Consider the following 23,525-nt stretch of genomic DNA (forward strand, 5'->3'; position numbering starts at 1 on the left):
TTGAGCTATCGGAGGTCATTTGCAGTACAAGAAAGTGCCCCCTCACACCCATGGAGTTCGCGGAGATGATTCGCGGCCAGTCGCTACCCCTCGTAGCCTGGGATACCCACGCGCCAACCAAGCATTTCGATACTTTGCACGCAAGAAGGCTGTGACGGAAGCTTACAGACCCCTGTTGGCTGACACGGGTGTAATTTCAGGCGGACTGATCCCAGCAAAAGAGCCTTATCGGTTTGACGTCAAAGCGTAAGCAGCAGCCTGCGGCTGCAAAGAGAAGCAACGACTCCCCCCTAGGCCCCGGCTGCACCATTCTAGTCTCTTACACTGTCTCAGTCCCCAAAACCGTGCCACTGAAAAGCCGTGAAAAACAGAAGTAAAAGCCCGAGGTGTCCAGTGAGAAAAACGGTGTCCGCGCCACTGCAGCTTTTCTTTTGCTCTCAAATATAAGAACTCCGTCTCGTTTAAAATTTTTCAAGGGGGTGGGGGGTCAAAAAAGATCATTATGCCGACGAACGGTAGAAAATTGGCGAAATCGCGATGCTGAATGGCCTAGCGATGGCCATGACCTAGATGCGCCGATGCACTGCTTGCCGTTCTTAACGGGGGCTCGCCTGAGCGCGGCAACGTCAAGACCATGACAAGAACTACGAGATGTCGGCAATACATGGCTTAGACGAGCATCTTAAGGTTCGAGACTGTTGAGGCCCCTTAGATGAAGGCTCAAGTTAAATGAAGCGGGTACCTTGACGTTGAAGACTTCTGCCGCCTGGAGCCTCACGTTGGAAAGTTCAGACCCTGTAAAGTCGCAGCCGTTGAGAACGCACTTGCGCAGGTCGGCATTTTTGAACGAGCCTTCCCTGTAGTTTCCGGTCATCATCATTGAGCCGGCGAGCTTGCAGTCGTCAAAAACGGCATGGTCTGCCACGACCTGCAGAAGGTCACTCTGCAACAGATTGCTTTTCTCGAAACTCGCCCAGCTCAGCTTTGCCCCCTGCAAGCTGACCCTCTTCATTGAGCATGAGTGAAAAGTGCTGTAGCTCAAATCTGAGAACGTCAATGAGACGCCGTCGAGCGACTCCTTCAACACGCATAGCCCGCGAAGATCATCCAGGACATCAGGATAGGGGGCTGGAACGCTAACAGCCGGCAAGTCCTTCAAGAGCTCAGGCCAGTCAAGCTGATGCGCACGGAGCGCCCCCAGGAGGGCCTGCTTCACTTTTTGGCCTACCTCGGATCTCCATCGATCTTGGAGCTCCGAAATTTCGCTGCACGATAGTTTCTGTTCGCTTTCCATTCACCCAACTCCAAACACCGTCTGCCCTTGACCACTGGTGCTGCGCGCCTGATCATTGCCGGTGAGATTCTGGAGTGGATTGCACATTCCAACTCACCAGGGAACGGGGCGCCTGTAAAGCCAGCCGGTGTTGGGACAATCCCCTCAAGCAATTGCTCCACATCCCACCCGGACAGCTCGCCCAGTTCGTATACCCAACCGTCCTCCTCAGCCCAATAGATAGCCCCCTGTCCTTGTGAATGCGAAATCACCGACCTTTCAGTCGTACCACGAAACGCTGAGTCCTGCCCCCGCCTGGCATGCCGAAGCAAATCAGCGCAGTAGCCCTTAATAGGCAGGCCGAATTCAAAAGCGCTCTGCGGAGCGACGTGGGCGGTTCCGTAGAAGCGATCGCCTATGCCCTGCGGCGATACCCTAGTTCCGTTTGGAAGCTTGGCCAACAACTTTATAATTGGTTGGGAGCGATCGCATGTGCAACATGTATCATCACAAATCGTCTTAGTGTTCTGATCCATCGTCTACTCGAAAGCTTTATTCTGGGTCATTGCTAAACCCCGCTAGTTTCTGAAAGTTTGAAAGGCGTCATGCCCCCATCAAACGCGGGACTTTGGCGTCCAAAGCAAACGCTCGAAGCCCAGACTTGCTGTCATCCCACCGCCGAAATGGTGCATCGGGGGGCGTGTTCTCGGCGCTGCTTTTTTCGGCTCAGTCTGGTGCCTAGGCGCGGCGGGTGCACTGATGTCGGAGTCGGTCGGTGGGACATAAGTAAAGGCAAAAATGACAATCGCCGTCGCAATGATCCCAAGCGTTGCCAGGCCCCACCCGCTGACACGACTGAACAGCGTTTCTACCTCGCTGATGGGATCCCTCACCATCTTGTTGAACTCATCGACGGAAAGGTAGCGGTAGAGTTTAGGCTGCCATTCCTGGCGTAAGGTCTGTTGGATCTGGATGAACTTGCGGCCCGACCATACGCTCATGAGCGTGTAGCCAAACGCCACACTCATGACAACGGCAATCAGGTAGGGGTTGATCTGTACCGTGAGCCGGGCTGCGATCAGGCCAAGACCAACCGTCAGCGCGGTGGCGATTGCTGCTGTCGCTTGACGTGTAGCGTCGGTCGCTTTTGACGTTTCTTCCGTAACGGCTTTGCGAAGATCCCCCAATGACTTGAGGGTATCCTTGGTGATCTCGGACACCGCCATTTGATAAGCAATTTTTGCGCAATCCAGAGCAGCAGCGAGATTCTCCTTGAAGTAGTCGCCTGCATCCCCATCAGCTCTTCCAGATCGAGCGATCTCTGCTGAAAGAAGGATGTGCTTTACCTCGGCCTCCCTTGAGTTATCGAAGACCCAGCCAGCCGCATCCTGGACAACCTCAAACTCAGATAGCGACAATTCGCCAACGTCATCGGCCACTTGGCTGATCGTAAGATTCAGCTTCGGCGGCCCCTTGAATGTAAGCAGGGTACCGGCGGTATCGATCTCGTTTGCAAAGCACCGGCTCAAATAATTAAGCGCATGCGCCGCCCAGATCATGTGGAATGGGTCGCCAGGTTCGAGAATATGGCCTTCCGCGTAAAGCCAATGTCGAACGTCTTCTGGCACGGTACGAACAGTTGCCGCCTCCTTGACCAGAAGCCGGGGCGCTTTCGTGGCTGGTGACTGCGCGAGTGCTGACGATTCGCCCCATCCGCAGTACACCCTTGCCCTAGTGCTGAATGCGGTGGTTAACCCAAGCAGATGCCAGCGCGGTGCGCTGTACCCTCTACGAAGAAAGCTCCTGAACCCAACCTCGGTGGCGATGAACAGATCGTCGGCAGCACTATGCTCGGACGGCAAATGCTTTTCGAGAGTGATGCGAAATGGCTCAAAATCCGCACCGACTTCATCGATATCGTATCTGCTGCCTTGGCTGTCGACAGTCGTGAACATCCAGCCGGCCTCAGACGCGGCCTGTACCACTTCAAGCGTGGGGCCTGCTAACAAATCCGAGACGACAATACTCGTTGGCCCCTCCGAAATCAGGGCCTGACGATTTCGGGCCAGGCCATTAAGCAGGCTGGCTAGTCTTAGGTGTGACAACGCCATCCTCCGTGACCTTATCGGTGTCTACGATGATCTGTCTTTTATCTCCGCCAAGGTCGACCACTCGCACGTTAGGGCTCTCAGACTTGTCCGGAAATAGGATCGTCACGCCCTCAGCAGTCATGATCTTTCGCATGTAGGGCTGTCGGAAAATTTTCCGATCAGGTTTGAAGCTGACCTCATGAAGCTTACTCGACCTCACACGCTTACGGGTCTCACGCTCCAGTCTATTGGCCACTTTCTCATCGTCCGGGTGGCCTGCAGCGATCATGACTGCCTCAACAATGGCTTCCTCGTCAATCCTTCTGCGGGAAGCCAGCGAGGCCTGCGCCTTCTTAACTGCCCGAGGTACATCTTGATCCGGGAGGTCAGCTTTGCAGGCTTGTAGCGCCCCTTTCAGAAGCTTGCGGGTGATTTCGCTGAGCTCGGTATCTGAAACCGCCCTCGCCACGGATAGGAAGTCAGCGAAATAGTCGGCAAGATCCGCACCGTTCTTGGTGCGGTCAGTGGCGGAGATGTTTTGATCTGCGACACCACTGACCACGCGTATAAGTGCCGTTTTCTGAATAGCCTTCTTATCGTCCACCAGCGCTGTAACAATCCTGCGCAAGGCCTGCCCTGGCGAGGTATCGTTTTGCTCCAGGGCAAGCTTGTAGTCATATTTGATCAAGCTGTAGATCTTCACGTCTGGATCGGCGACCCCTAACTCAAACATGCATAGAACGCCATCCGCGCTGCCGCTGACGTGTTGCCTGTTAAAGCTCGCTGCCAGACTCTGGGCCCCATGCTCGAAGGAAACGTCCCCACTCGCCATTGACTCAATTTCCTGGCGGGTTGTAGAGACCGTCTTGAACATGAAAATGGGTGCAGCCGCCATACCCTCAATTTTGCTTATGAAAAATGCCTCCTCTTCCAAGGAGCGCTCCGGCATGGCCAGGAAATCTTTAGGGCCGACTACGTGCAAGATCATTCTCTTGATCGTCAACGACCCGGATTCTTCGTCCGTAAAAAAACTCATGCGATCTCCAAAAAAAGCCCTAGCGATTCCTGCCGGCGCTGCGAGGTACTCACCCAGCAAAGCATTCACGCAAAATAGAAAGGTATCAGCGACAGCCTGATAACAAGCTGCGTTCGGTGTCCCATCACAGGGGATGCCTGACCGTCGTATGGGGCACAGGCTGCCCCCTGAACTGGCAGGAAGCCAGCATGGGTACCAGAGCATACGCCAGTTTCATGGCATATTGACCAGGTCAGGCTTCGGGTATCGCATGTCGCCGTGAATGAGCCCTGGCGATTGATCCAGGCGGGGAACGCATGCCTAGCGAGACTGATATGCTCTTAATCACAAAGGCTCGCGTTCAAGGACTGGCGTCATGAGTAGTGTGAAAGAGTATTTCTTCGAGGTTGAACGGGAGAGGTTTCTCGACTGGGTAGGGGATCGCCTAGATCGCGAAGATCTGGACGATGAGTCAGAGGCTTACCAGGCGCTTGCTCAAGAATACTCAGACATGATGGATGCGTATGACCAAGAAGCTGAGTACAGGTGGCTCGAACGACAATCTTTCAACGAGCAGTACATCGAGTTTGGCGTGGAGCTAAGGGCTGCCATCATGCTGCTCACGCATAGCGAGCATGGCCCTTACGCCCAGATGACCTGCAAGCTGGTGTACGCACACGCCGTCACCCTCTTGGAAACCATGATCAGTACGTCGGTGCGTGCCCTCGTTATCCGAGACAAGGCGTTTCTGCTCAATATCGCCAAGCACATCGAGACCCTTCACCGGGGGAAGAAATTTACCTTGCTGGAAATTGCCGAGCATCCCAAAGGTGTAGAAGGGGTCATCCTGAAATTTCTTTCCGAACTGACGTTCCACAATCCGGCCACGATCAAAAACGTGCTGTGCGTCTTGATTGGCGATCGCATGAAGGATTTGGATGTTTCGCCTATCGTTCCGATCTGCAACTTGCGACATGACATCGTGCATCGAAATGGAAAGACGATTGATGATGAAATCATCATCTTGAAGCCCGGCCAGGTGTTCGAGGCCATGAACACTATCGATGTTTTTGCTTCGGAGATCAGCCGTCGAATCCGCGAAACCCTGGATGAGCTGATTGGGGACTTCTAAGCGTTATGCGCAGTCGGTCATAGGCCAAACAATACAGGGGCCTATGCTTCTGCCTACTCATAAGCGAGTACGGCTCGTGCGAAGTCGGTGAGGCTCGAAAATCCCTCTACCTGCCCCCTGCGCAAGAGAAAGCCGCCGATACCACATTGGCGAGGCCCGTCTCTGTCGCATCTCACCGAGTCGCCAATCATTACGACTCGTCCATGACTAATGAAGTCATCACCGGGCCTGACCCCCAGTAAGTCACAGGTATGTCGATAGATGATCGGGGAAGGCTTCATGGCTCCAACTTGGTAGCTGAAACCGTAGCCATCGAGGTTCGGAAAGATCTGTTGAATCGGTGGGCCATATGGCATGGCCAGATTGGAGCATAGGGCTGTTCGCATGCCCGCAGCCCGTAGCATCGCTATGGCTTCCAAGGCATCTGGGAACGGCTCAATGCTCGCAAGCTCGGCTTCGAGGGCTTGCTCCAGGAGACCGAGGCGGTCAGGCGAGACCTGGATACCAAAACATTCCGCTGCCTGGGAAATGGACAGCTTGTGAGTCATCAGGGTCTGCATATCGTCCGGCCTAAACTTGCGGCCTTGCCGCTTGCCTTCGCGAAGCAGCTGACCATACGAACGTGTTGGCCGCGTTATCCGGGCAAGGGTGCCAAACGCATCGAAGATTACTGCCGCGATTTTCATCAGGTTCCCTGGCAAGGAGGTCGGGTCTGGGGCTTACTCATCAAGAGGGCCGTTAGTTGAAAACGACACGTTTGCCGTCCTGTTGGCTTGGGTTTGAGCAGCGCGCACGGTTTCGACATCCGCTGACTTGCGAAAGCCGTGCGACAACAGGATGTAGACCGTATCGACTGTTTCAAAAATGCCTGCCGGATCCATATAGGCCGCATACCCGGTCATCACCGAGTCCCCTCCAGACAACTGACCGCTACTGTGTGAGAGCACGTGATGTACGTACAGGACAGTAGGCATCAGATGAGTGCCTTGAGTGACTACAGGGTCAACACCTGCGACATCAATGAGTATCCATGCGGACACAACACAATAGGGTTTGCTCGTTAGTCTGAGCTTCTGCTCGATAGCCGCTTCACTGGCCATCGACACACCGCTCACCCGCTCACCGTCCAGGCAAAGCAGCTCAGCTATACGGGGCAGGCTCATCCAATCTCCTGTGCGGCAACGTCAGCACCCAAGGCCCATCTTCTGCCAGAAGGACATAGCGGCTCCCACTCCATGTCACAGCAACCACGTAGCCTGTGCACATTTCGAACTCCATCACTGCCGAGGTGCGTATAAGTCGACCGGATTGGAATCTATCCTTTCGATCCAGATAGATGGTTCCCTCTAAGCAGAAACCAACAAGCTGTGGCTCAAAGAGGCATGCGGTGATTCCTAGCTCGAAGTTAATCGTCGCAGCTTCAAGGACAGCACTTGGGACAGGCTCGCGAGCACTCATTTTTCCTCGCTATTGAATCGCGTCACAACGACGTAATGGTCATTGCCGCACAAGCTTTGTAGCATCTCAAACTTTCCCACCTTGGCTAATTGTCGAACAGGTGGCGTTAAGATGGTCATACCGTCGGCAGATACTCCCGACAGGTCGCGATAAACGGAGGCTGCGAATCGGCTCCCGACCTGTGCAGCGTCCACCAGATATGCATCGATGAGCACACCCCAATCGACACCTTTGGCTTTCTCGACCTCACCAGGAATTTCTAGAGCATTACCAGGGCGCACCAACATCTCCACATTCACTAGAATTCTATGACCTTACTGGCATTGAAGCCGGTTTCTTCACCCGGATAACCTCGGGGATTGCTAACCGTGCGGCAACCTCCCAGGACGGTATCTATAGCTCGATGGGTGTGCCCAAAAATCCAGCCATCCGCCTGCATCAACAACGAGTGCCATGCGTTGGAATAAGCTGCGCTCAGATGTCCCTCATGTTCGTCGCCTGCGACCTCCGGTACGGGTGCGTGATGGGTGACCACTATCGACCGACCACTGAATGGTGTTTGCAGCTCTGCCGTCAGCCATGCTTTCGCCTGGCGATTGCGCGCAGCAACATCATCAGGCCGCAAACGTCGAAAGTTGGTATCCGCTCTGATGGCTCGGAAGTCCGTCATCGTCTCTCGCGCCACTGACATTGCGGCGCTTACATCACCAGTGCTGGAGAAATCCGTCCACGCGGTGCAACCCAGGAAACGGGCCTGCTTCCAGACAAACGTCTCGTTCTCTAGCACATGCACATGGCTAGCGGCGGCCTTACGTGCCTTGTCGAGCGTCCGATCAAAATGGCCTGTGTAGTACTCGTGGTTCCCCATGACATACACGACATCGCAACTGAAGGTGTCGTTGGCCCACTCGACCCCACGTGTTTTTTTGTTGATGTCCCCAGCCAGCACGACTAGGTCGAACTCAATGGCGGGAGGCACAAATGCCTCAAACTCTGCGTGCAGGTCAGACAGGACGTGAACCTTCACGGATGCCTCGTTAGTCGGATTAAGCGTAAATTGATAACTCACCAGTCAAAGGTGAGATCCGAGCCATGCATCAACAGTGTGATCAGCTCGTACCCAAGACAGCGGTTCTGGCGTGGCATGATACCCACAACCACCTATTACGCACAATATACACTGTTTATTGGGCTGATGACCCTGTGGCTCTATCCTTGTTTTTTGGACGCTTATGCCCCTTAAAACAGAGATAGCTGCGACGCTGAGGGCCATCCGGCAGCAGCGCGAGCTCAGCTACGACAATTTGGGCGATGCGGCCTTCCGCACTACACTCAGCTTGCTCGAAAGGGGAAAATCTGGAGTGAGCATCGCAAAGCTCACAGAGCTTGCTGAAGCCCTAGATTTTGATCCGGTTGCGTTCATAACCCTATGCGTGGCTTTGCAACGCGGCGAGAGTTTCGAAAATACACTTTCGTCAGCTCAGGTAGAGCTTCAACGATTCGCTGCAGCAGGCGGCGTTGAGTTACTGCATCAGCAGATGGATGGTAAAAACCTGGCCAAGCGATCTCCCGGCCAGCCATTGCGAATTCAAAACCTGCAAGCCGTTCAGACTTTGAAGGCTCAAGGCAAAACCCAGGCCGAGGCCACGCGTGAACTGGGCTTGTCCCACTCTACAGTGCAGCGTTACTGGCACTCTGAGCCATACCCCCCCTTCCCAAGGAAGTGACGGTCTCTGGCCAACGCTCTCGCCGTAGACAGGGTGCTGGCTCCAAGCAGAAGTGAGCGGGCCGTTCAGTGTGTAGCGAAAGGCTATGCAAATAACGCGCTGCCGATGAATCGGGATGCCTCGATTTCACCCATTAGGTAAATCAATATGCCCACCTCCACGCCCAAAATCGAAATTGCGTCCCAATTGCTAGATACCGCATTGCGTCATTACTTCAGTGAACCACCGGAGTATTTCGCAGCGATATGCCTTGCCGGTGCCGCCGAAGAATTACTGGGAAGACATGTAGAAGCAAAAGGCGGTGAGTCATCATTGAGTAGCATAAAAAACGGTGCTGTTCGCCTGTCAAGGCTTCTGGATGAAAAGGGCGAGCCAGCCACTGAGCAGGTTATCCATAACCTCATGAACAAGGCGAAGAACTCAACAAAACACATGAACGGTAGCCTTGACTCAACTGTCTTTTTTGATCCCAAGGCCGAAGCAAAGGACTTGCTTGATCGAGGAGTGGCCAATTACTACCAATTGATGGTGCATTACGAGTTGAAAGAAACGGATCTGCTGACTCGTTTCAACAACGAGCGTGGTGAGTAAGGCGGCATTGACCACATGGATGCAAGGCTGTGATCACTAGCCACCCCTCCCAGAGGGCACCTATGGCCGTTTTCCGCTTGTCGCGAGGGTAGGAAACGACCCATAGCTGAGCTGTCCGTTATGAAACGCTACTGACTCCTAGCCAGCTCTTTGCAGGCCTTTAGCCTGCAGAGATGCTTCTACGTTGCAGCCTTGGTGGCTCAAATGGATACAGGCGCGGGGATGTGAGGGTGCGGGTCATACCCGACGATCTCAAAATCTTCGAATGTGTAGTCGTATGTGTAGTCGTAAATGCTGGCCGGCTTACGCTTCAGAATCAGTTTGGGCAGAGAACGAGGCTCACGAGTTAATTGCAACTTAACTTGCTCACAGAGGCGCGGACGTCTCTGAGGAAACGAGGGGTGACCCAGTGCGGACGACATCACCGCCGAACTGAGCTTCGGCTTCTGGACATCGTTGTTTAACCGGAAAGCCTTTCCGGACGTATCTAAACCCCTTATGCGGGTTTTTCACTACGCTCCCAAGAATTCCAAGAAGGCAGATGTCATCCGCAGCCGTCTGAACAATGCGAGGGATTTGCGCAATCGATGCTTCCACCACGAACCGCTTTTGTGGCAACCGATCTACGAGCTACATCGTGACATCACGGAGATTGTGCAGTGGATCGATCCTGGCTTGTGCGCCTGGCTGAAAGCCCATGACCGACGGCCTTCAGCAGTGCTCGACTGGAACAACTGGAAGGAAGCTGCCAGGCGCGCCGCTGCCCAAACTGCTCCTGCCAAAGCAGCCGTCGCTACTGAAACTAAGGCTGAACTGAAGCCGGAGGTGGTTACAAAGGTTCAAACCGCTCAGGTCGAAGTTGCGGCGGAGGGTGATGAGAAAGCGCCGGCAGCCAAGCCTGAGAATAAGCCTCGGCACAATAAGCCAGTGGTGAAGATTTCCGTTAAAGTGAAAGCGGATGCTCAACAAAAGCCAAGTGCAAGCCTGGCGCCACAGCGCGAGCCTGCCAAAGTTCGACAAGTCGGGATTCCGCCGGCAACTGAAGCTGCAAAAGATCCGCAACCACAGCCCACGGGCGAAGCCGGAACACGGCCAGTTTTGCGGCTGAAACGCAATGAATCGGACGATTGACTGATGATAGTGTCAATCAACAGACCTCTGGGCCAAGGTCGAGCATCTCCTGAACGCCTAAGATATTCGCAGCCGGGCCTTTGAGGCTTGAAGTTATCATGCCTTGAGGGCCGCCCGGACTGACCTGTGCCACTGGCCATGGATACAATACCCCACAGGAAAAAATATGAATTTCACACCAACTCAATATGAGATGTTGATACAAGAGCTGCATCAAAGACTCATAGATGACGAAGGGTTTTCGGGAATCCAAGTCAAACACAACGTTACGCTTAAGGGAAAAAGTGGCGCAAATCATCAGATTGATGTTTGCTGGGAATTAATCATTGCTGGAGCAAAACAGCTATTCTGCGTCGAATGCAAATATTGGAAGAACCGTGTCAAAAAAGAGCACGTCGCTAGCTTCCAAACAAAGCTGCAAGACCTAGGAGGCGCCAAGGGGATTTTTGTTACAACAGAAGGTTACCAAGAAGGTGCAAAGTTGCTTGCTGCAGAGTATGGAATAACACTAATCAGTACGAATATCGAAATGGCCACTGCCGATGCTACGCTCGAATTCGTGGCTAGGCACCAAGAGGATATAATAGTTGATTTCGAGGCTTGCGACGAAGAAGCTCACGCTCATATCGAAATCATCCAGCAACAAAGCCCGAAGGAAGTTAGAATCTTTGACGAAAACACGGAAGACGTAGGAACATTTTCTGACTTATTAGAACACCTCTCCCACGATGAGGAGGGGTATTATTCTGAGCGCATCAAAAACTTCTACATTCTTGCTGCAGGAAGGTCAGTCGAAATACTAAACATACGATTCTATCAAAAGATCACTAGATTTCCGGGAATGGGACTACATGGAACCCATGAGTTCGCAAAGGTGGTAGCAAAATACATATTAGAGGATCGGGAGATTTCAGCATCACTTTCTTCCCACAGGGGAGCCTCAACTTGAGCAATCTCCTCATCAACAATAAAAAACCTCTTGTAACTAATAGTTTTCAGGCGCAGGGCGTGAATGGCAGCACAGCTGCCCCAAGGCCGGGCGAACCAGCCGATACCATGATACCATCGAGGACGATGAAGAACGCTTAGGCCGCCTCTGAGCCAACGCCGGTCATAGTCATTTCGCTAAAGACTTCGTAACCTCCGGCTTAGGCTCATTGCATTCGGGGATAACCCTTGCATACGCAGCATTCAAGATCTAACAAGATTTCCCCAACAGACCCAAAGGAGTAGGTCATGACGTCACCTGCCAAGCAAAGCATTCAAGAATCCAAGGAAGAATTTGAAAGTCAAATTTTTGACTTGGCCGCCCCTCTTCTACAAAAGCTGTACAACAAGTTCGTAAAAATCCCCGAACAAGTGGACAAGCCTGACGCGGCAATTGAGCTATTAACTCCACCGAAGCGCTTTGGCACCAAAGAAAAGGTGACGATCGGGATAGAAATTACTTCGGTCGATCCTGGCTGGTATCTTGCCTATGCCAATGATAGCAAATACGGGGCTAACCTGGTGATGGAGCGTCTTGAGCAAACTCTCAAGCAAGGCATCATCCATGACAACCCCACAAAAAATACTGATGTACCGATTCCTCAGAGCTTCATCTTCGATGGCATGAAAGGCAAAGCGGATAAGCACGAGGCCTACAGGTCTCAACGCAAATTCGATGAAATAATTCTTCTATGCTTCAGCGAAGTGATCTGGGCTGGAAATCCAATATTTCAAGGCGGGCTCGCCGCATGGACGGATTACCAATTAAGCGAGATCGGCTTTCCGTATGATAAGGTAGTATTCTTGGGCCTTACCGACCAACGGCCAGTTCAGATCTATGATAGAAAAAATAAGAAGAGCAAGCGCCCATCCCCATACCTATATCCTGACGCAACGATAACTTGCTCTAAACCTGCAACCATGCCATGTGGCACGATCGAAAATATAGATAGTAAACTCTTTGGCACACCGATTATACCACCTAGACCACGAAAGCCGGAATAATCGCTATAGGATGAATGGTTAGCTCCTTTAGTACAGCGGCAGACTTATTCCGCTGTCAACTTAAATCTAATTTTAACAGGTAACTATGGCAATCTATGGTGTAGGTTCGAACTGGGACGGAGCTGAAGCAGCTGACATATTCTTTCAAGAAGGTAAATTTATTCTTGGATGGAATGAAGAAAGTGCAGAGGATCTTTACTCATTTATCTCCAGTTTGAAAGCTGGTGACATTCTGTACATCAAAGCAAATCGACCAGGCTCGCGGAGCATACGAGTCAAGGGTATCGGCATCGTCACGAAAAATCTGATGTCGTGTATTCTCAATGGAGACCTGGGCCATGGCTCTATCAAGGACTGGAACTCGCTATTTGTGAGTGTGATTTGGGTGATCCGAAGCGAGTTCACGATCAACATTCCAGAGAATGAAGGGCGATTGACCAATGTCCGGGCCGCAACTCTCTACGAGGAGCACCTACCCTTCGTGCAAGAGCAGATTATTAAGAGCTTGCTAAAAATATAGTTTGGGTATCGACCAGATCCATCTCGCGAAAATCCCAATGGGCGCGCAGCTTACGCCAGAGCAGTTGGCGTTTGATGAGAGGGCGGCGAGTCCGGTACCTAATCTCAAGCGCTTGAGCTGGTACCGGTATACTCGATCGCTCTACAGGTCAGATCGACACAGGAGCCGGAATATGAGGGTGCGGGTCGTAGCCTACAATCTCAAAATCTTCAAACTTGTAGTCGTAGATACTCTCTGGCTTACGCTTGAATACCAACTTAGGCAGAGGGCGAGGATCACGAGTCAGTTGCAGCTTAACTTGCTCAATATGATTCGAGTAAATATGCGCATCGCCCATTGTAACTACAACTTCGCCAACTCCCAAATCGCACTGCTGTGCGAGCATATGAGTTAGGAAACTAACTCCAGCCAAATTGTAGGGATTCCCAAGCAATAGGTCGGACGACCGAATATATAAATGCGCCGACAACTTATTGTTGGCCACATAGAATTGATACAGCAGATGGCACGGTGGCAAAGCCATCTTCCCGTTCCGGGCATTCTCTTGAGGGCTCACCGACTCATCGGGAAGGTACTCGACGTTCCACCCGTGGAAGAGAATGCGACGGCTGTTAGGGTTCGTCTTGAGCGTATTGACGACATAGTCGATCTGATTGATGGTCTTGCCGTCTTGGGTGGGCCAAGCCGTCCACTGCTTGCCGTAGATCGGGCCCAGGTCACCGTCTTCAGTCGCCCACTCATCCCAGATGCTGACACCGTGCTCCTTGAGCCATTTGGTGTTGGTATCACCGTTCAGGAACCAAATCATCTCGTTGATGATGCTCTTGAAATGCAGCTTCTTGGTGGTGAGGAGCGGAAAGCCATCTTCCAGGTTGTGGCGGAATTGGCGACCAAAGACACTCCGTGTGCCTGTGCCGGTGCGATCGCCTTTCTCGACGCCATTCTCTAGCACGTCGGCCAGCAAATCGTGGTACATCTTCATTTCGGTTCCTCAAGGTTCGCGCTGACCAAATCCAACGCGTCACGCAATTTCAAAATTTCAGCATCTTGCTCTTTGATCTTCTGACGCAGCTCATCTGCGACCTGGACGTAGTAGTCCCTGGACTCACGGACAGTGTCCAATCGCTTGTCGAGCGTTGCACAAGAGTTCTCAGATTCCTGATACCTATTGAACCAATAAAGCACTTCCAATCGACTCTTTTCAAGGCGTTGCATCAGAATCGTCTTAGGATCCTGCTTCTTCTCGGCCTTGACCCTTTGCGCAAGCACTGCAAGGCGGCGGTTGTCCTTGATCGCCTCAAGCCGCTGCGACGGAAAGTCACGCTGGCGAATGGTATTGCGATGAATGCCGGTGATACGGCTAAGCTCCGCCATCGTCGGCTTCAAGTTCGGATCAGAGGCAATCTGCATAAGCCCTTGAGCCAGCAGCTCAGTGTTCCGGTCGTAATCGAGCTTATTCTTGGCATCAAACGCCTGGGATGTCATACCTCGACCTCCTCACCCAGATGCTCCAACACACCCTTGGCTTCCTCCATCGCCGCACGCAATTCCTCCTCCGCGCCTGCTGAGTTAGGAGAGCTTAAGGCCAAGCTGTTCTGCACATAAATCTCCCGCCATTTAGGAGCGTGAGCCTTGGTGACCACGGCATTTTTGCAGCGATTCGGGTTGCAACGCAGTGATCCGATGCAGGGCAGAGACTCGTCAAATATCTCGCGCTGACCGCCATAGCAGAAGCCTTGTCCCACGTTGATGATCGCCATGCGCTTCTTGGCCATCTGGACGATGATTTGCTCCTTGGTGTACCCAGCAGCCATGTACCCGCTGAACACTTTCTGCATCCGCGCCTTGTGGCTCTCCGCATTGGGGCCGGCGTAGTTTCCGTCGGGATCGCAGTAGCTCTCGATGTACTCCTCCTCTGCCATTTGCATCGGCGTTTTGCTAGATGAGCGTCCACCCTTGGACAAGATCTCAGCAATCGCACCGTACCCAAGCGTCACCGCACTGAACGCCTTGTTCTGTCCAGCACCACCGATAAGGTCACCAAAGTGCTTTAGTTGGTGAGAGATGAATGGGAGCCCAAGCTCAGCCCTGGCCATCTGGTAAGCAAGGGTGTGTCGCAACGTGTAAGGCGAGAATTCCAGCGACTCGAACTCCTCGTCCGTCAGAATCTCCTCGAAGAAAGCTCTGAACTGGTGAGTGATGCCAAGCGAGGACATTGAGTTAGGCTCGGCGTCCTGCGCGACGGTATCCACATTGGAGAATAGGTAGGGGTTCTGCTTCACCTTAGCGATAAGGCACGCAGCACGAATAGCGTCACGCACGATCGGAATCGCAATCCACTTGTCGTCGAACAGCTTGGCCAAGCCTTGGCGATGTTTGATCACATTGCTGATAAGGAGCCAGTAATCGCTCTCTTGCTCCATGCACGACTCGACCAGGATCTCGGAGAGCTCTGAGGGCCTCATACCGGTGTACTGCGCCACGAGATAGCAGGCGCTGTACGAGACGAAATTGATGTACCGACGGTACTCATCATCCAACTTAGCCTTGGTGAGCTTGATCAAGGTTTCAGGTGCCTTGAAATCATGCTGACCGATCTCCGACAGGTACTCAGGTCTAATCTCATCTAACGCCTCAGCCATTGCGTCGGACTCATAGCCCTTCCTGCGAAGCCGCAATGCCACATAGAGGTCGAAATTGTATCGCGACAGCTCTTGAGCGCTGGCCAACGAGTAGCCGCTAGCGTTTAGACGTGTCAAGGCAATCCGGTCATCGATAGGTTCCCTGAGAGTGCTTAGGAAATCGACAACCGCAAACGATGCCTCGCGAGAAGCCTTCTCGAACACATCGTTCGGCAGAATACGGTATGTGCGCTCGGAACCAGGGACGTGCTTGAGTACCTTGGCCCAGGCCAGCGACTCCAGCTGAACGTAAGGCAGTGGCTCTTCGAAAATCTGCTCCTCGAAAAATGGCGACCTGACCAAGGTAAAGAACTTCTTGAGATCAGGGCCAAAAGCGTACGGATGAATGAGCGCTGCCTCCCGGTACATACCCGCGTCGAAGTACGTCAGACCATGGTGTCCAACCTCGAAGAACTCATCCGTCATCAACTGACGCGCCTGTCCTGACATCGTATCCAGGAAGCTCAATCCAGCCTTCATGCATGAAATGGCGGTGTTGGCCTTGATGTTCCTTGGCGAGGCAAACGAGCGCGTTGCCGCCGGCATCTTCAGCCAGCAATACAGGGCCACCTTGACCTCCAAGACCGCCGACTGATTGAGTAATGGATACGAATCGAAATTAAGCCTCAGCTTGGCTCCTTTGACGTTCCTAGCGGCGTTCGGGTGATCGTCATTGAAGTTCCAAACGGGGTCACCCAGGACGGATGTCTTACTGACAGGCAACGCCATCAGCGCCTGGTACCAAGAGAGCGCTTCCTGCGACACAGGAGTCGGATCGGCGATGTTCTTGCGCAACTCAACCAGCAGGGTGTGAGCAGCTGTTCGCCACTTTTTGTACGCAGCGAGTTCAGGGATCAGGGCGTGGTTCATAGCGTTACCCCCTCGGTCAAAATGCTGACCTGCAGGTTTTCAGAGAGGCGCTCAGCCTTGGTCAGCTCTTCCACGGAAAAGTCGGATGTTTCCGGGTCGAGGATGTTGTTGAGCACATCAAGGTTGTCCAGGATGACAGATCCGTAGGGCGTATCGAGCACCCGGTTGACCTCAATCATCCGTTGGTAGTCGCGCCGCATGGCAAAGAGCTCCGGCAGGTGCGATACCGTGATGATGCTGTTGCTACATGAAAGGCATTTGTTGAACAGCGTGCAGGGCTTGCTGGGGTCATAGCTTGCTAACGCCTTGATGAAAGCAGGTGGGTCAAAGACGTTCATGCAGGTTGCCAGGCCAGACCGCAGCGGCATCGCCTCTGGCGCGGACTCGATAGCCTTGGTTGGGATGAGCTTCGGAGCCTCCTCCAGCGTGTCTTGCTGCATTTCATGGAGAACCTTATTCAGCATCCGGCGCGCCATGGGGTTGAAGTCCATTTGATCCAGATAGGCCATGGTGGTGCTGAGGTTCTTATGGCCCAGAAGCACCTGGATCTCACGTGGAGATACGCCGCGCTCAATCAGCTCGCTCACGAAGCTTGGTCGGAAACGTGACGGTGAGAGCTTGAGTGGATTGCCATCTTCGTCCAGTAGCCCGTGATCCTGGGAGAACTTCTCCAGGCTTCTAATGAGCTGGTTGCCACCAGAGTTCTCAAAGGAATCTACAACCCCGTATTTCCTGGGAGAGCTTGAGCGGTAGATGAAGAGCTTGTTCTGAGCCTCGACAGGCGCATTCAAGCGGATCTCACGGGTCAGGTGCTTCACATCGTCAAAGATTTTTTTGACCGCACGGCCTTGAGAAGTGGTCAGCCAAGAGATCTCCGCATGGAAGATATCTAGATGAAGCATCTTCGCGCCTTCAGAGCGCTCTTTCCAATACAGCAAGCAAGGCCGATCGGTTAAGTCATGGCGCTCAATGAAATCATCCAGCTCCAGGCCCAGCAGCGAGTCAGCATTCATCCCGGTAACTTGAGCAAGCCGAGCGATGTACGGCGCAATGACTCGACCATCAACCTGATACTGCACGCCCCAGCTTTTATAAACCTCGAAGATCGAAATTGGGGAAGCCGAGATAATCGACATAAACGCCCGTTGATAAGGGTCGTTTTTATCTACGGATTCGAAGTTTAGGGGCTTGCAGTTGAGTTTGTTCTCAAAAATCCACTGAGCGTTATCCATGGTTTTGAGGCCTCTGCGCATGCTCCCGTCAGGGCTTAGCGGGTCTTCCCCTACGCGACTTAGGACGTAAGGCTGGGCCAAGCGATTGGTTTCCTCAATCTCTTGCTCAATGACCTGCGAAATGCGGTTTCGGACAGCCTGGGGATAAGGCTTGTACTGGTCAGTTTCACGCTCAGCATCGAAGCCTGCAGCTGCGACGAAGCTAGTCAGCCCCAGGCCCTCGATTTGGACTGCGCGCGCCATCATTTTCCGAGCAGAGCTCATCATCGAACTGCTGTGGCTGGTCGACAGCGAACGCTCCAGGATCTTTTCCTGGAGATATCCCCTGAACTTTGGAAGGGTGTAGGGGGTTACGAGCTCCCGGATATCCTCCATGCCAGTGTAGTTGGCCTCTTTGAGATAGGCTCGATAGTATTTGAAAGCTTCAATGAAATTGTTTTGACCAGACGAACTACTGCTCTTCATTGATGATGCGCTAAAGAGGTGAAGCAGGTGCTGGAAGGGACGATCCGCTTCCGGGCTTGCGAGGTCAGACAGGCGATGGATGCGGACTGAGCGCATAGCGCTGAAGGCGTCTCGCACAGATTCAGTGGGTTTGCTCTCTGTTTTCGAGGCAACCCGTTGCTCAACAGTTTGGTAGCTGGAATCAAGAACGCCGAGCTTTATGAGGTCATCGAGGATCTCCTCGAATGTCATCCTCACAAGTTCATATCTCGTTCTCGCTCCATTGAAGCCTGATAACTCAGGGATCTCGCTCAAGAAGCCTCGATCTTTGATGCTGTTGCCAAACACCGGTATGGCCAACCTCTCCTCCATAGGCATGCCTTCATACCAAGCAAGCAGCCTACGGCGCCAATCGCAAGCATTCGCCGAATGACCTGGGACAATGATGCCTTCGGCGCGCATCGCATCGAAGATCGGCTCAAAGTATGAAGTGCGCTTGGAGATCGCCATTTGGCTGAGGTTGGTCTGCTCAATGACGTAGCTAGGAGCTACGGCCAAGTCCTCCCCCCTGCTGAGGCATACTCTAAGCAGCGATTCACGATCATCAGTGACGCGGGCCACAAACGATTCAATGACAGAATCTACCTGAGCGCTAGTCAGCCGACTCATTTCATATCTCCCGCATCAATTTTCAGGCGCGTCTGTTGGGAAAGCTCAGCCATCTCGCCTCCTTTCGTCTTGGTTTCAGTTCCGGGGCGTACGAGCTTCTGATAAAGGTCGTACGGGATCTGGGTATAGACTTCCGACGTCTTAAGCAGCGAGTGACCCAGCGTCTTTTGCACGACCACTAACCGATCAAGGTAATCACTGCCAATATCTGGCGTCCTCAACAGGGCATAGGCGTTCCCGTGCCTCAACTTATGGGGAGAGATCATCCTGTCGATTTTCAGCAGGTTAAGCGCTCGCTTAGACGTGCGCTCCAAGAGCTTGGAGATCGAACGAGAGGTGTATTCGCCGCCTTCTGCATTGAGGAAGGCAGGGGTGTTCTCAACGCCCTTGAACTGCCGCTTACACATCTTGTAAAGCGGCGAGGCATGGTATTTCTTGATGCGTAGCAATGTGGCGCGGCTGACCAACGTCTGACGCGGTTTAAAGGAGTCTGCTGGGCCTTTGCTTCCATCAATGTGCAGCGGGCAGTAGTCCGCATTCACCGGTTCTGTGACACCAGGCGAGATGAACAATGTGTCCTGGAATCGAAGGGCATCATCGATGGCCTTGAGGGTAACTCGCGGGACTTCAGAGCGGCGCACGCCTGCGTCGTACATGAACTGGAGCAGGCAGCGTTCACGCTCACTCCGCGTAGCCAGGATCAGCTCTCTGAGATCATTCAGGGAACAGGCCACTACCAAGTTCTTGTTAGGACGGGGGGACAGGTACCCGGCAGCGTAGGGGTTAGGCGCGGAACGAGGCGCGGGTGCGTCCTCCACTCCCCGGCATAGAGAATCATTGAAAAACGCCATCAAAGACGAATCCCGGTTGCGCACCGTCTTCTTGGAAAGACCCTCTGCCTCGCGCAAGTGAGCGAAGTACTCCTCGATCACGTGGGTGCGGATTTCCAAGAACGCTGAGTCACGCTCGCAATCACGAAACTCACGGCGGTTCATCAGGTACTCGCAGGTGTACACAAGGTTGCGACCGTAGGTGATGGCCGTCTGCTGGGAAATCTGGGCTTTCTGGAGCGCGTGGGATAGGTAACCCGACATCAAAGGCATTAGGCGCTCGTCGTCATCAAAGACGGCTGCCCCTGTCACCTTCACGGCCTCCTGAACCTGGGATTCTTCGGATGGATTGTCCCGCCTGGTTGGGGACTCACTGAAATCTAGGGGTTTGCCCCTAACTGCGATGACTTTCACGCTTTCCACTCTCCTCAAAGCGGCCCGTACTATACACAATGTGCATTTCGTATTGGGGCACAATAAATGAGCTTGGACGGTGAAGCTTTGTTACGCAGCCATTGCGTACTGTGCAGGTTCGTTCAGGGGGTATAAAAGGCCCAGATCGTTGGAGCGGATGTACAGCGTCAGGGAAATTTCGCGGGTCTGCGGGTTCGGGTGCAGCTGGTAAAGCAGGTGGCACGGCGGCAGAGCCATTTCATCGAGCTGGGCGCAGTTCCAGCCGTGGAACAGGATGCGGCGGCTGCCTGGGTCGTTGATGATGGTATCGACGCACTGACGGATCTGGTCGATGGCCTTGTACAGCACCACGAATGACTGGCCGTCTTCTTCGGACTCGGCTATCTGCCGATAACCCTGGCCGAGGGCAAGTTCGATGGCCGCCACGTTGCCGGCGTCGATGCGCTTGTAGGCGGGCCATTTGCGCCATTGCACGCCGTAGATTTCACCCAGATCGTCCTCGCCCTTGCGGAACGGGTTGTTCAGCCACTGGGCGTTTTCGTTGGCGTTCTGGTCCCAGACTTTGCAGCCGAGCTCGCGGAACTCTGCGGCGTTGCTCACGCCACGCAGGAAGCCGACCATTTCGCCGATGGCCGACTTGAACGCCATGCGCCGAGTGGTGATCGCCGGGAAACCTTCCTGCAGGTCATAACGCAGCATCGCACCCGGAAAGCTGATGGTGTTCACACCGGTGCGATTGGCTTGCAGGGTGCCGTGCTTGATGACATGCGCGACCAGTTCCAGATATTGCTTCATAAATAACCTGCCTTGTTGAACGCGCCGGGCGCTGGCACCCGGCGTTTCGGTATTAAGCCTCTGCCTGGCTGGCAGCCGGGTCGCGCTTGTAGGCCAGCCAGATCAGGAACAGGCCGGCGATGATCATCGGCAGGCTGAGAACTTGACCCATGGTGACCCAGCCCCACGCCAGATAGCCCAGTTGGGCATCCGGAACGCGGACGAATTCGACCACAAAGCGAAAGATGCCGTAGAACAGTGCAAACATGCCGGAAACAGCCATGGTCGGGCGCGGCTTGCGAGCGTATAGATTGAGGATGATGAACAGCGCGACGCCTTCCAGTGCGAATTGATACAGCTGCGAAGGATGTCGCGCCAGTTGCGCGGGGTCGCTGAACGGCGGGAAGACCATTGCCCACGGCACATCAGTCGGTTTGCCCCACAGCTCGGCGTTGATGAAGTTGCCGATCCGCCCGGCGCCCAGGCCGATTGGCACCAGCGGGGCCACAAAGTCCATCAGCTGGAAGAAGCTTTTGCCGTTACGCTTGCCGAACCACCAGGCCGCGATCATCACACCGACAAAGCCGCCATGGAACGCCATGCCGCCCTTCCAGACTTCGAAGATCAGTAGAGGATTGGCGATGTAGGCCGACAGGTCGTAAAACAGCACATAGCCCAGTCGTCCGCCGACGATCACGCCCATGGCCAGCCAGAAAATCAGGTCGGAGAGTTTTTCCTTGGTCCAGGTCGGGTCGAACTTGTTCAGGCGACGCGACGCAAGCAGCCAGGCACCACCGATACCGACCAAATACATCAAACCGTACCAGTGAATTTGCAGCGGGCCGATAGCGACGGCTACCGGGTCAATCTGCGGGTAAGGCAGCATTGCGACTCCTTAATTGGAACGCCCTCGCGAGCGACTGAATCAGGCGCGCATGTTACCGGACCCCGGCGGGATGCTCTAGCGGCGACCGAAGGAAGCTGGCTGAACGAAGTGAAAAAAGCGCACCTGATGTGTCTGACCGCGCGGTTATCGCTCCCACGGTCTGCGTGGCAGAGCGATAATCCCGACTATCGTGCGACGCTCCACATCGGCATGCAGTTGTGGAAACTCTGCGTCCGGCCCTGAATGTGCGGCGCGGCGCAGATTTTTGATGCGGAGCGTCGCCCACGGCATTCCCACGCTTGAGCGTGAGGAACTATATTCTCTGACTGTCGTGGCGCTTAGTGCCCTTTGACCGAACTCGGGTTGATCATTCGCGACAGGCCGAGGTTTTTCAGCGCCAGTTGCAGGGAGCTGCTGATGACTTGCGGGTTGTCGTTGGTCATCAGTTGCGCCAGCAGTTCCTTGGCTTTACTAAGATTGATCTGGCGCAGCATCCACTTCACTTTCGGCAGGTTGGTGGCGTTCATCGACAGACTGTCGAAGCCCATTGCCATCAGCAACACCGCCGCTGCCGGGTCGCCGGCCATTTCGCCGCAGATGCTCACCGGCTTGCCCTCGGCGTGGGCATCACGCACCACGCTTTGCAGCGCCTGAAGCACCGCCGGGTGCAGGTAATCGTAGAGATCGGCCACACGCGGGTTGTTGCGGTCGACTGCCAGCAGGTACTGGGTCAGGTCGTTGGAGCCCACCGAGAGGAAGTCCACCTGCCGCGCCAGGTCACGAGTCTGGTAAACCGCAGCGGGTACTTCGATCATCACGCCGACAGGCGGCATAGGCACATCGGTGCCTTCGTCGCGCACTTCGCCCCAGGCCCGGTGGATCAGGTGCAGCGCCTCTTCGACTTCATGGGTGCTGGAAATCATCGGCAACAGAATGCGCAGGTTGTTCAGACCTTCGCTGGCCTTGAGCATGGCGCGGGTCTGTACCAGGAAGATTTCCGGGTGGTCGAGGGTGACGCGAATACCGCGCCAGCCGAGAAACGGGTTGTCTTCCTTGATAGGGAAGTAAGACAGCGACTTGTCACCGCCGATGTCCAGGCTGCGCATGGTCACCGGTAACGGGTGGAATGCAGCCAACTGCTCGCGATAGATCGCCAGCTGTTCCTTTTCACTCGGAAAGCGCTGGTTGATCATGAACGGCACTTCGGTGCGATACAGACCGACACCTTCGGCACCACGCTGCTGGGCGCGGGCTACGTCAGCCAGCAGGCCGGTATTGACCCACAGCGGCATGCGGTGCCCGTCGAGCGTGACGCAGGGCAGCTCGCGTAACGCATCCAGGCCTTGAGAAAGCTGACGCTCCTCCTCCACCACCTTGCCGAACTGCTTGCGCATGATTTCGCTGGGGTTGGTGAAGACTTCGCCGTGATAGCCGTCGACCACCAGATCAATGCCATCGACCTTGGAGTACGGGAAGTCCACCAGGCCCATGACCGTCGGGATGCCCATCGCCCGCGCCAGAATCGCAACGTGGGAGTTGCCGGAGCCCTGTACCGACACCAGACCGACCAGTTTGCCTTCCGGCACTTCGCCGAGCATCGCCGGGGTCAACTCTTCGCTGACCAGAATCGTGTTGTCGGGGTAGACCAGCGCCTGTTGCCGAGCTTCCTGAAGGTAGGCCAGCAACCGGCGGCCGAGGTCCTTGACGTCCGACGCGCGCTCACGCAGGTAAGCATCGTCCATCAGCTCGAAACGTTTGACGTGCTCACTGACCACCGAGCGCAAGGCGCCTTGCGC

General features: G+C 54.2%; 22 protein-coding genes and 1 pseudogene. 7 read left to right on the forward strand and 16 right to left on the reverse strand.

Annotated elements, in window-relative coordinates; translation table 11 throughout:
- Positions 1-682: 682 nt before the first annotated feature.
- The 3 genes from ALO43_RS20130 to ALO43_RS20140 form a co-directional block, all read right to left on the reverse strand.
- Positions 683-1,294 carry a pentapeptide repeat-containing protein gene (locus tag ALO43_RS20130; protein ID WP_054997959.1) on the reverse strand — a complete coding sequence of 204 codons (612 nt, stop codon included), beginning with the start codon at positions 1,292-1,294 and terminating at the stop codon, positions 683-685.
- Between the two features lie 593 nt (positions 1,295-1,887).
- The gene (locus ALO43_RS20135; RefSeq protein ID WP_054997960.1) at positions 1,888-3,384 is read right to left on the reverse strand and encodes a hypothetical protein; all 1,497 of its coding nucleotides are present in this window, start codon (positions 3,382-3,384) and stop codon (positions 1,888-1,890) included.
- Complete coding sequence (locus tag ALO43_RS20140) at positions 3,347-4,399, reverse strand: nucleoid-associated protein (protein ID WP_054997961.1); 1,053 nt, start codon at positions 4,397-4,399, stop codon at positions 3,347-3,349. Before ALO43_RS20140 ends, ALO43_RS20135 begins: the two co-directional genes overlap by 38 nt.
- Positions 4,400-4,754: 355 nt before the next feature.
- Here ALO43_RS20140 and ALO43_RS20145 point away from each other — a divergent pair, with 355 nt between their 5' ends.
- Complete coding sequence (locus tag ALO43_RS20145; protein ID WP_235662529.1) at positions 4,755-5,510, forward strand: hypothetical protein; 756 nt, start codon at positions 4,755-4,757, stop codon at positions 5,508-5,510.
- Positions 5,511-5,563: 53 nt separating this feature from the next.
- On the opposite strand, the gene ALO43_RS20150 is transcribed toward ALO43_RS20145, so the two are convergent.
- From ALO43_RS20150 to ALO43_RS20170, 4 genes are all read right to left on the reverse strand, one after another.
- Positions 5,564-6,196 carry an HAD family hydrolase gene (locus ALO43_RS20150; RefSeq protein WP_054997962.1) on the reverse strand — a complete coding sequence of 211 codons (633 nt, stop codon included), beginning with the start codon at positions 6,194-6,196 and terminating at the stop codon, positions 5,564-5,566.
- 33 nt (positions 6,197-6,229) lie between these two features.
- On the reverse strand, positions 6,230-6,673 hold the full coding sequence (locus ALO43_RS20155) for a DUF6957 family protein (protein ID WP_054997963.1): 444 nt from the start codon (positions 6,671-6,673) through the stop codon (positions 6,230-6,232).
- 291 nt (positions 6,674-6,964) lie between these two features.
- Positions 6,965-7,255 carry a hypothetical protein gene (locus ALO43_RS20165; protein ID WP_054997980.1) on the reverse strand — a complete coding sequence of 97 codons (291 nt, stop codon included), beginning with the start codon at positions 7,253-7,255 and terminating at the stop codon, positions 6,965-6,967.
- An 11-nt stretch (positions 7,256-7,266) separates the two neighbouring features.
- Positions 7,267-7,995, reverse strand: coding sequence for a metallophosphoesterase family protein (locus ALO43_RS20170; RefSeq protein WP_054997965.1), 729 nt, complete (start codon positions 7,993-7,995; stop codon positions 7,267-7,269).
- Between the two features lie 205 nt (positions 7,996-8,200).
- Between ALO43_RS20170 and ALO43_RS20175 the strand changes: the two genes are divergently transcribed.
- Both ALO43_RS20175 and ALO43_RS20180 read left to right on the forward strand, forming a co-directional pair.
- Complete coding sequence (locus ALO43_RS20175; protein ID WP_054997966.1) at positions 8,201-8,695, forward strand: helix-turn-helix domain-containing protein; 495 nt, start codon at positions 8,201-8,203, stop codon at positions 8,693-8,695.
- Positions 8,696-8,842: 147 nt separating this feature from the next.
- Positions 8,843-9,286, forward strand: coding sequence for a hypothetical protein (locus tag ALO43_RS20180; protein WP_054997967.1), 444 nt, complete (start codon positions 8,843-8,845; stop codon positions 9,284-9,286).
- Positions 9,287-9,486: 200 nt separating this feature from the next.
- Here the strand turns inward: ALO43_RS20180 and ALO43_RS29285 are convergent.
- Positions 9,487-9,654 (reverse strand): annotated as a pseudogene (locus ALO43_RS29285) (thymidylate synthase); the annotation flags it as partial.
- 130 nt (positions 9,655-9,784) lie between these two features.
- Between ALO43_RS29285 and ALO43_RS31045 the strand changes: the two are divergent.
- The 4 genes from ALO43_RS31045 to ALO43_RS20200 all read left to right on the forward strand — a co-directional run bounded on the left by ALO43_RS31045 (position 9,785) and on the right by ALO43_RS20200 (position 12,929).
- A complete protein-coding gene (locus ALO43_RS31045; protein ID WP_054997968.1) occupies positions 9,785-10,417 on the forward strand; it encodes a hypothetical protein in 633 nt (210 codons plus the stop codon).
- A gap of 166 nt (positions 10,418-10,583) precedes the next feature.
- On the forward strand, positions 10,584-11,366 hold the full coding sequence (locus ALO43_RS20190; protein ID WP_054997969.1) for a restriction endonuclease: 783 nt from the start codon (positions 10,584-10,586) through the stop codon (positions 11,364-11,366).
- Positions 11,367-11,653: 287 nt separating this feature from the next.
- On the forward strand, positions 11,654-12,409 hold the full coding sequence (locus ALO43_RS20195) for a hypothetical protein (protein WP_054997970.1): 756 nt from the start codon (positions 11,654-11,656) through the stop codon (positions 12,407-12,409).
- Positions 12,410-12,494: 85 nt separating this feature from the next.
- On the forward strand, positions 12,495-12,929 hold the full coding sequence (locus ALO43_RS20200) for a hypothetical protein (protein WP_054997971.1): 435 nt from the start codon (positions 12,495-12,497) through the stop codon (positions 12,927-12,929).
- 148 nt (positions 12,930-13,077) lie between these two features.
- Here ALO43_RS20200 and ALO43_RS20205 read toward each other — a convergent pair whose 3' ends face one another.
- The 8 genes from ALO43_RS20205 to ptsP all read right to left on the reverse strand — a co-directional run.
- Positions 13,078-13,911 carry a thymidylate synthase gene (locus ALO43_RS20205; RefSeq protein WP_054997972.1) on the reverse strand — a complete coding sequence of 278 codons (834 nt, stop codon included), beginning with the start codon at positions 13,909-13,911 and terminating at the stop codon, positions 13,078-13,080.
- Complete coding sequence (locus ALO43_RS20210) at positions 13,908-14,414, reverse strand: hypothetical protein (RefSeq protein WP_054997973.1); 507 nt, start codon at positions 14,412-14,414, stop codon at positions 13,908-13,910. Before ALO43_RS20210 ends, ALO43_RS20205 begins: the two co-directional genes overlap by 4 nt.
- Positions 14,411-16,480, reverse strand: a complete 2,070-nt coding sequence (locus ALO43_RS20215; protein ID WP_054997974.1) for a tyrosine-type recombinase/integrase — start codon at positions 16,478-16,480, stop codon at positions 14,411-14,413. The genes ALO43_RS20210 and ALO43_RS20215 overlap by 4 nt, the downstream gene beginning before the upstream one ends.
- Positions 16,477-18,825, reverse strand: coding sequence for a site-specific integrase (locus ALO43_RS20220; RefSeq protein ID WP_054997975.1), 2,349 nt, complete (start codon positions 18,823-18,825; stop codon positions 16,477-16,479). Before ALO43_RS20220 ends, ALO43_RS20215 begins: the two co-directional genes overlap by 4 nt.
- Complete coding sequence (locus ALO43_RS20225; protein ID WP_054997976.1) at positions 18,822-20,069, reverse strand: tyrosine-type recombinase/integrase; 1,248 nt, start codon at positions 20,067-20,069, stop codon at positions 18,822-18,824. The genes ALO43_RS20220 and ALO43_RS20225 overlap by 4 nt, the downstream gene beginning before the upstream one ends.
- Before the next feature lie 90 nt (positions 20,070-20,159).
- Positions 20,160-20,864: a thymidylate synthase gene (gene thyA / locus ALO43_RS20230; RefSeq protein WP_083492212.1), complete on the reverse strand. Its 705-nt coding sequence runs from the start codon at positions 20,862-20,864 to the stop codon at positions 20,160-20,162.
- A gap of 52 nt (positions 20,865-20,916) precedes the next feature.
- Positions 20,917-21,729: a prolipoprotein diacylglyceryl transferase gene (lgt, locus tag ALO43_RS20235; RefSeq protein WP_053931792.1), complete on the reverse strand. Its 813-nt coding sequence runs from the start codon at positions 21,727-21,729 to the stop codon at positions 20,917-20,919.
- Positions 21,730-22,067: 338 nt separating this feature from the next.
- Positions 22,068-23,525 (reverse strand): phosphoenolpyruvate--protein phosphotransferase (gene ptsP / locus ALO43_RS20240; RefSeq protein WP_122379370.1); only part of this gene is annotated, 1,458 nt, incomplete at its 5' end.

Origin of the sequence: Pseudomonas tremae (assembly GCF_001401155.1) — a bacterium.
GTDB lineage: Bacteria > Pseudomonadota > Gammaproteobacteria > Pseudomonadales > Pseudomonadaceae > Aquipseudomonas > Aquipseudomonas tremae.

Excerpts from the sequence above, each read along its gene's own strand:
- ALO43_RS20130 (WP_054997959.1), bottom strand. The coding sequence starts at position 1,294 with ATGGAAAGCGAACAGAAACTATCGTGCAGCGAAATTTCGGAGCTCCAA.
- ALO43_RS20135 (WP_054997960.1), bottom strand. The coding sequence starts at position 3,384 with ATGGCGTTGTCACACCTAAGACTAGCCAGCCTGCTTAATGGCCTGGCC.
- ALO43_RS20140 (WP_054997961.1), bottom strand. The coding sequence starts at position 4,399 with ATGAGTTTTTTTACGGACGAAGAATCCGGGTCGTTGACGATCAAGAGA.
- ALO43_RS20145 (WP_235662529.1), top strand. The coding sequence starts at position 4,755 with ATGAGTAGTGTGAAAGAGTATTTCTTCGAGGTTGAACGGGAGAGGTTT.
- ALO43_RS20150 (WP_054997962.1), bottom strand. The coding sequence starts at position 6,196 with ATGAAAATCGCGGCAGTAATCTTCGATGCGTTTGGCACCCTTGCCCGG.
- ALO43_RS20155 (WP_054997963.1), bottom strand. The coding sequence starts at position 6,673 with ATGAGCCTGCCCCGTATAGCTGAGCTGCTTTGCCTGGACGGTGAGCGG.
- ALO43_RS20165 (WP_054997980.1), bottom strand. The coding sequence starts at position 7,255 with ATGTTGGTGCGCCCTGGTAATGCTCTAGAAATTCCTGGTGAGGTCGAG.
- ALO43_RS20175 (WP_054997966.1), top strand. The coding sequence starts at position 8,201 with ATGCCCCTTAAAACAGAGATAGCTGCGACGCTGAGGGCCATCCGGCAG.
- ALO43_RS20180 (WP_054997967.1), top strand. The coding sequence starts at position 8,843 with ATGCCCACCTCCACGCCCAAAATCGAAATTGCGTCCCAATTGCTAGAT.
- ALO43_RS31045 (WP_054997968.1), top strand. The coding sequence starts at position 9,785 with ATGCGGGTTTTTCACTACGCTCCCAAGAATTCCAAGAAGGCAGATGTC.
- ALO43_RS20190 (WP_054997969.1), top strand. The coding sequence starts at position 10,584 with ATGAATTTCACACCAACTCAATATGAGATGTTGATACAAGAGCTGCAT.
- ALO43_RS20195 (WP_054997970.1), top strand. The coding sequence starts at position 11,654 with ATGACGTCACCTGCCAAGCAAAGCATTCAAGAATCCAAGGAAGAATTT.
- ALO43_RS20200 (WP_054997971.1), top strand. The coding sequence starts at position 12,495 with ATGGCAATCTATGGTGTAGGTTCGAACTGGGACGGAGCTGAAGCAGCT.
- ALO43_RS20205 (WP_054997972.1), bottom strand. The coding sequence starts at position 13,911 with ATGAAGATGTACCACGATTTGCTGGCCGACGTGCTAGAGAATGGCGTC.
- ALO43_RS20210 (WP_054997973.1), bottom strand. The coding sequence starts at position 14,414 with ATGACATCCCAGGCGTTTGATGCCAAGAATAAGCTCGATTACGACCGG.
- ALO43_RS20215 (WP_054997974.1), bottom strand. The coding sequence starts at position 16,480 with ATGAACCACGCCCTGATCCCTGAACTCGCTGCGTACAAAAAGTGGCGA.
- ALO43_RS20220 (WP_054997975.1), bottom strand. The coding sequence starts at position 18,825 with ATGAGTCGGCTGACTAGCGCTCAGGTAGATTCTGTCATTGAATCGTTT.
- thyA (WP_083492212.1), bottom strand. The coding sequence starts at position 20,864 with ATGAAGCAATATCTGGAACTGGTCGCGCATGTCATCAAGCACGGCACC.
- lgt (WP_053931792.1), bottom strand. The coding sequence starts at position 21,729 with ATGCTGCCTTACCCGCAGATTGACCCGGTAGCCGTCGCTATCGGCCCG.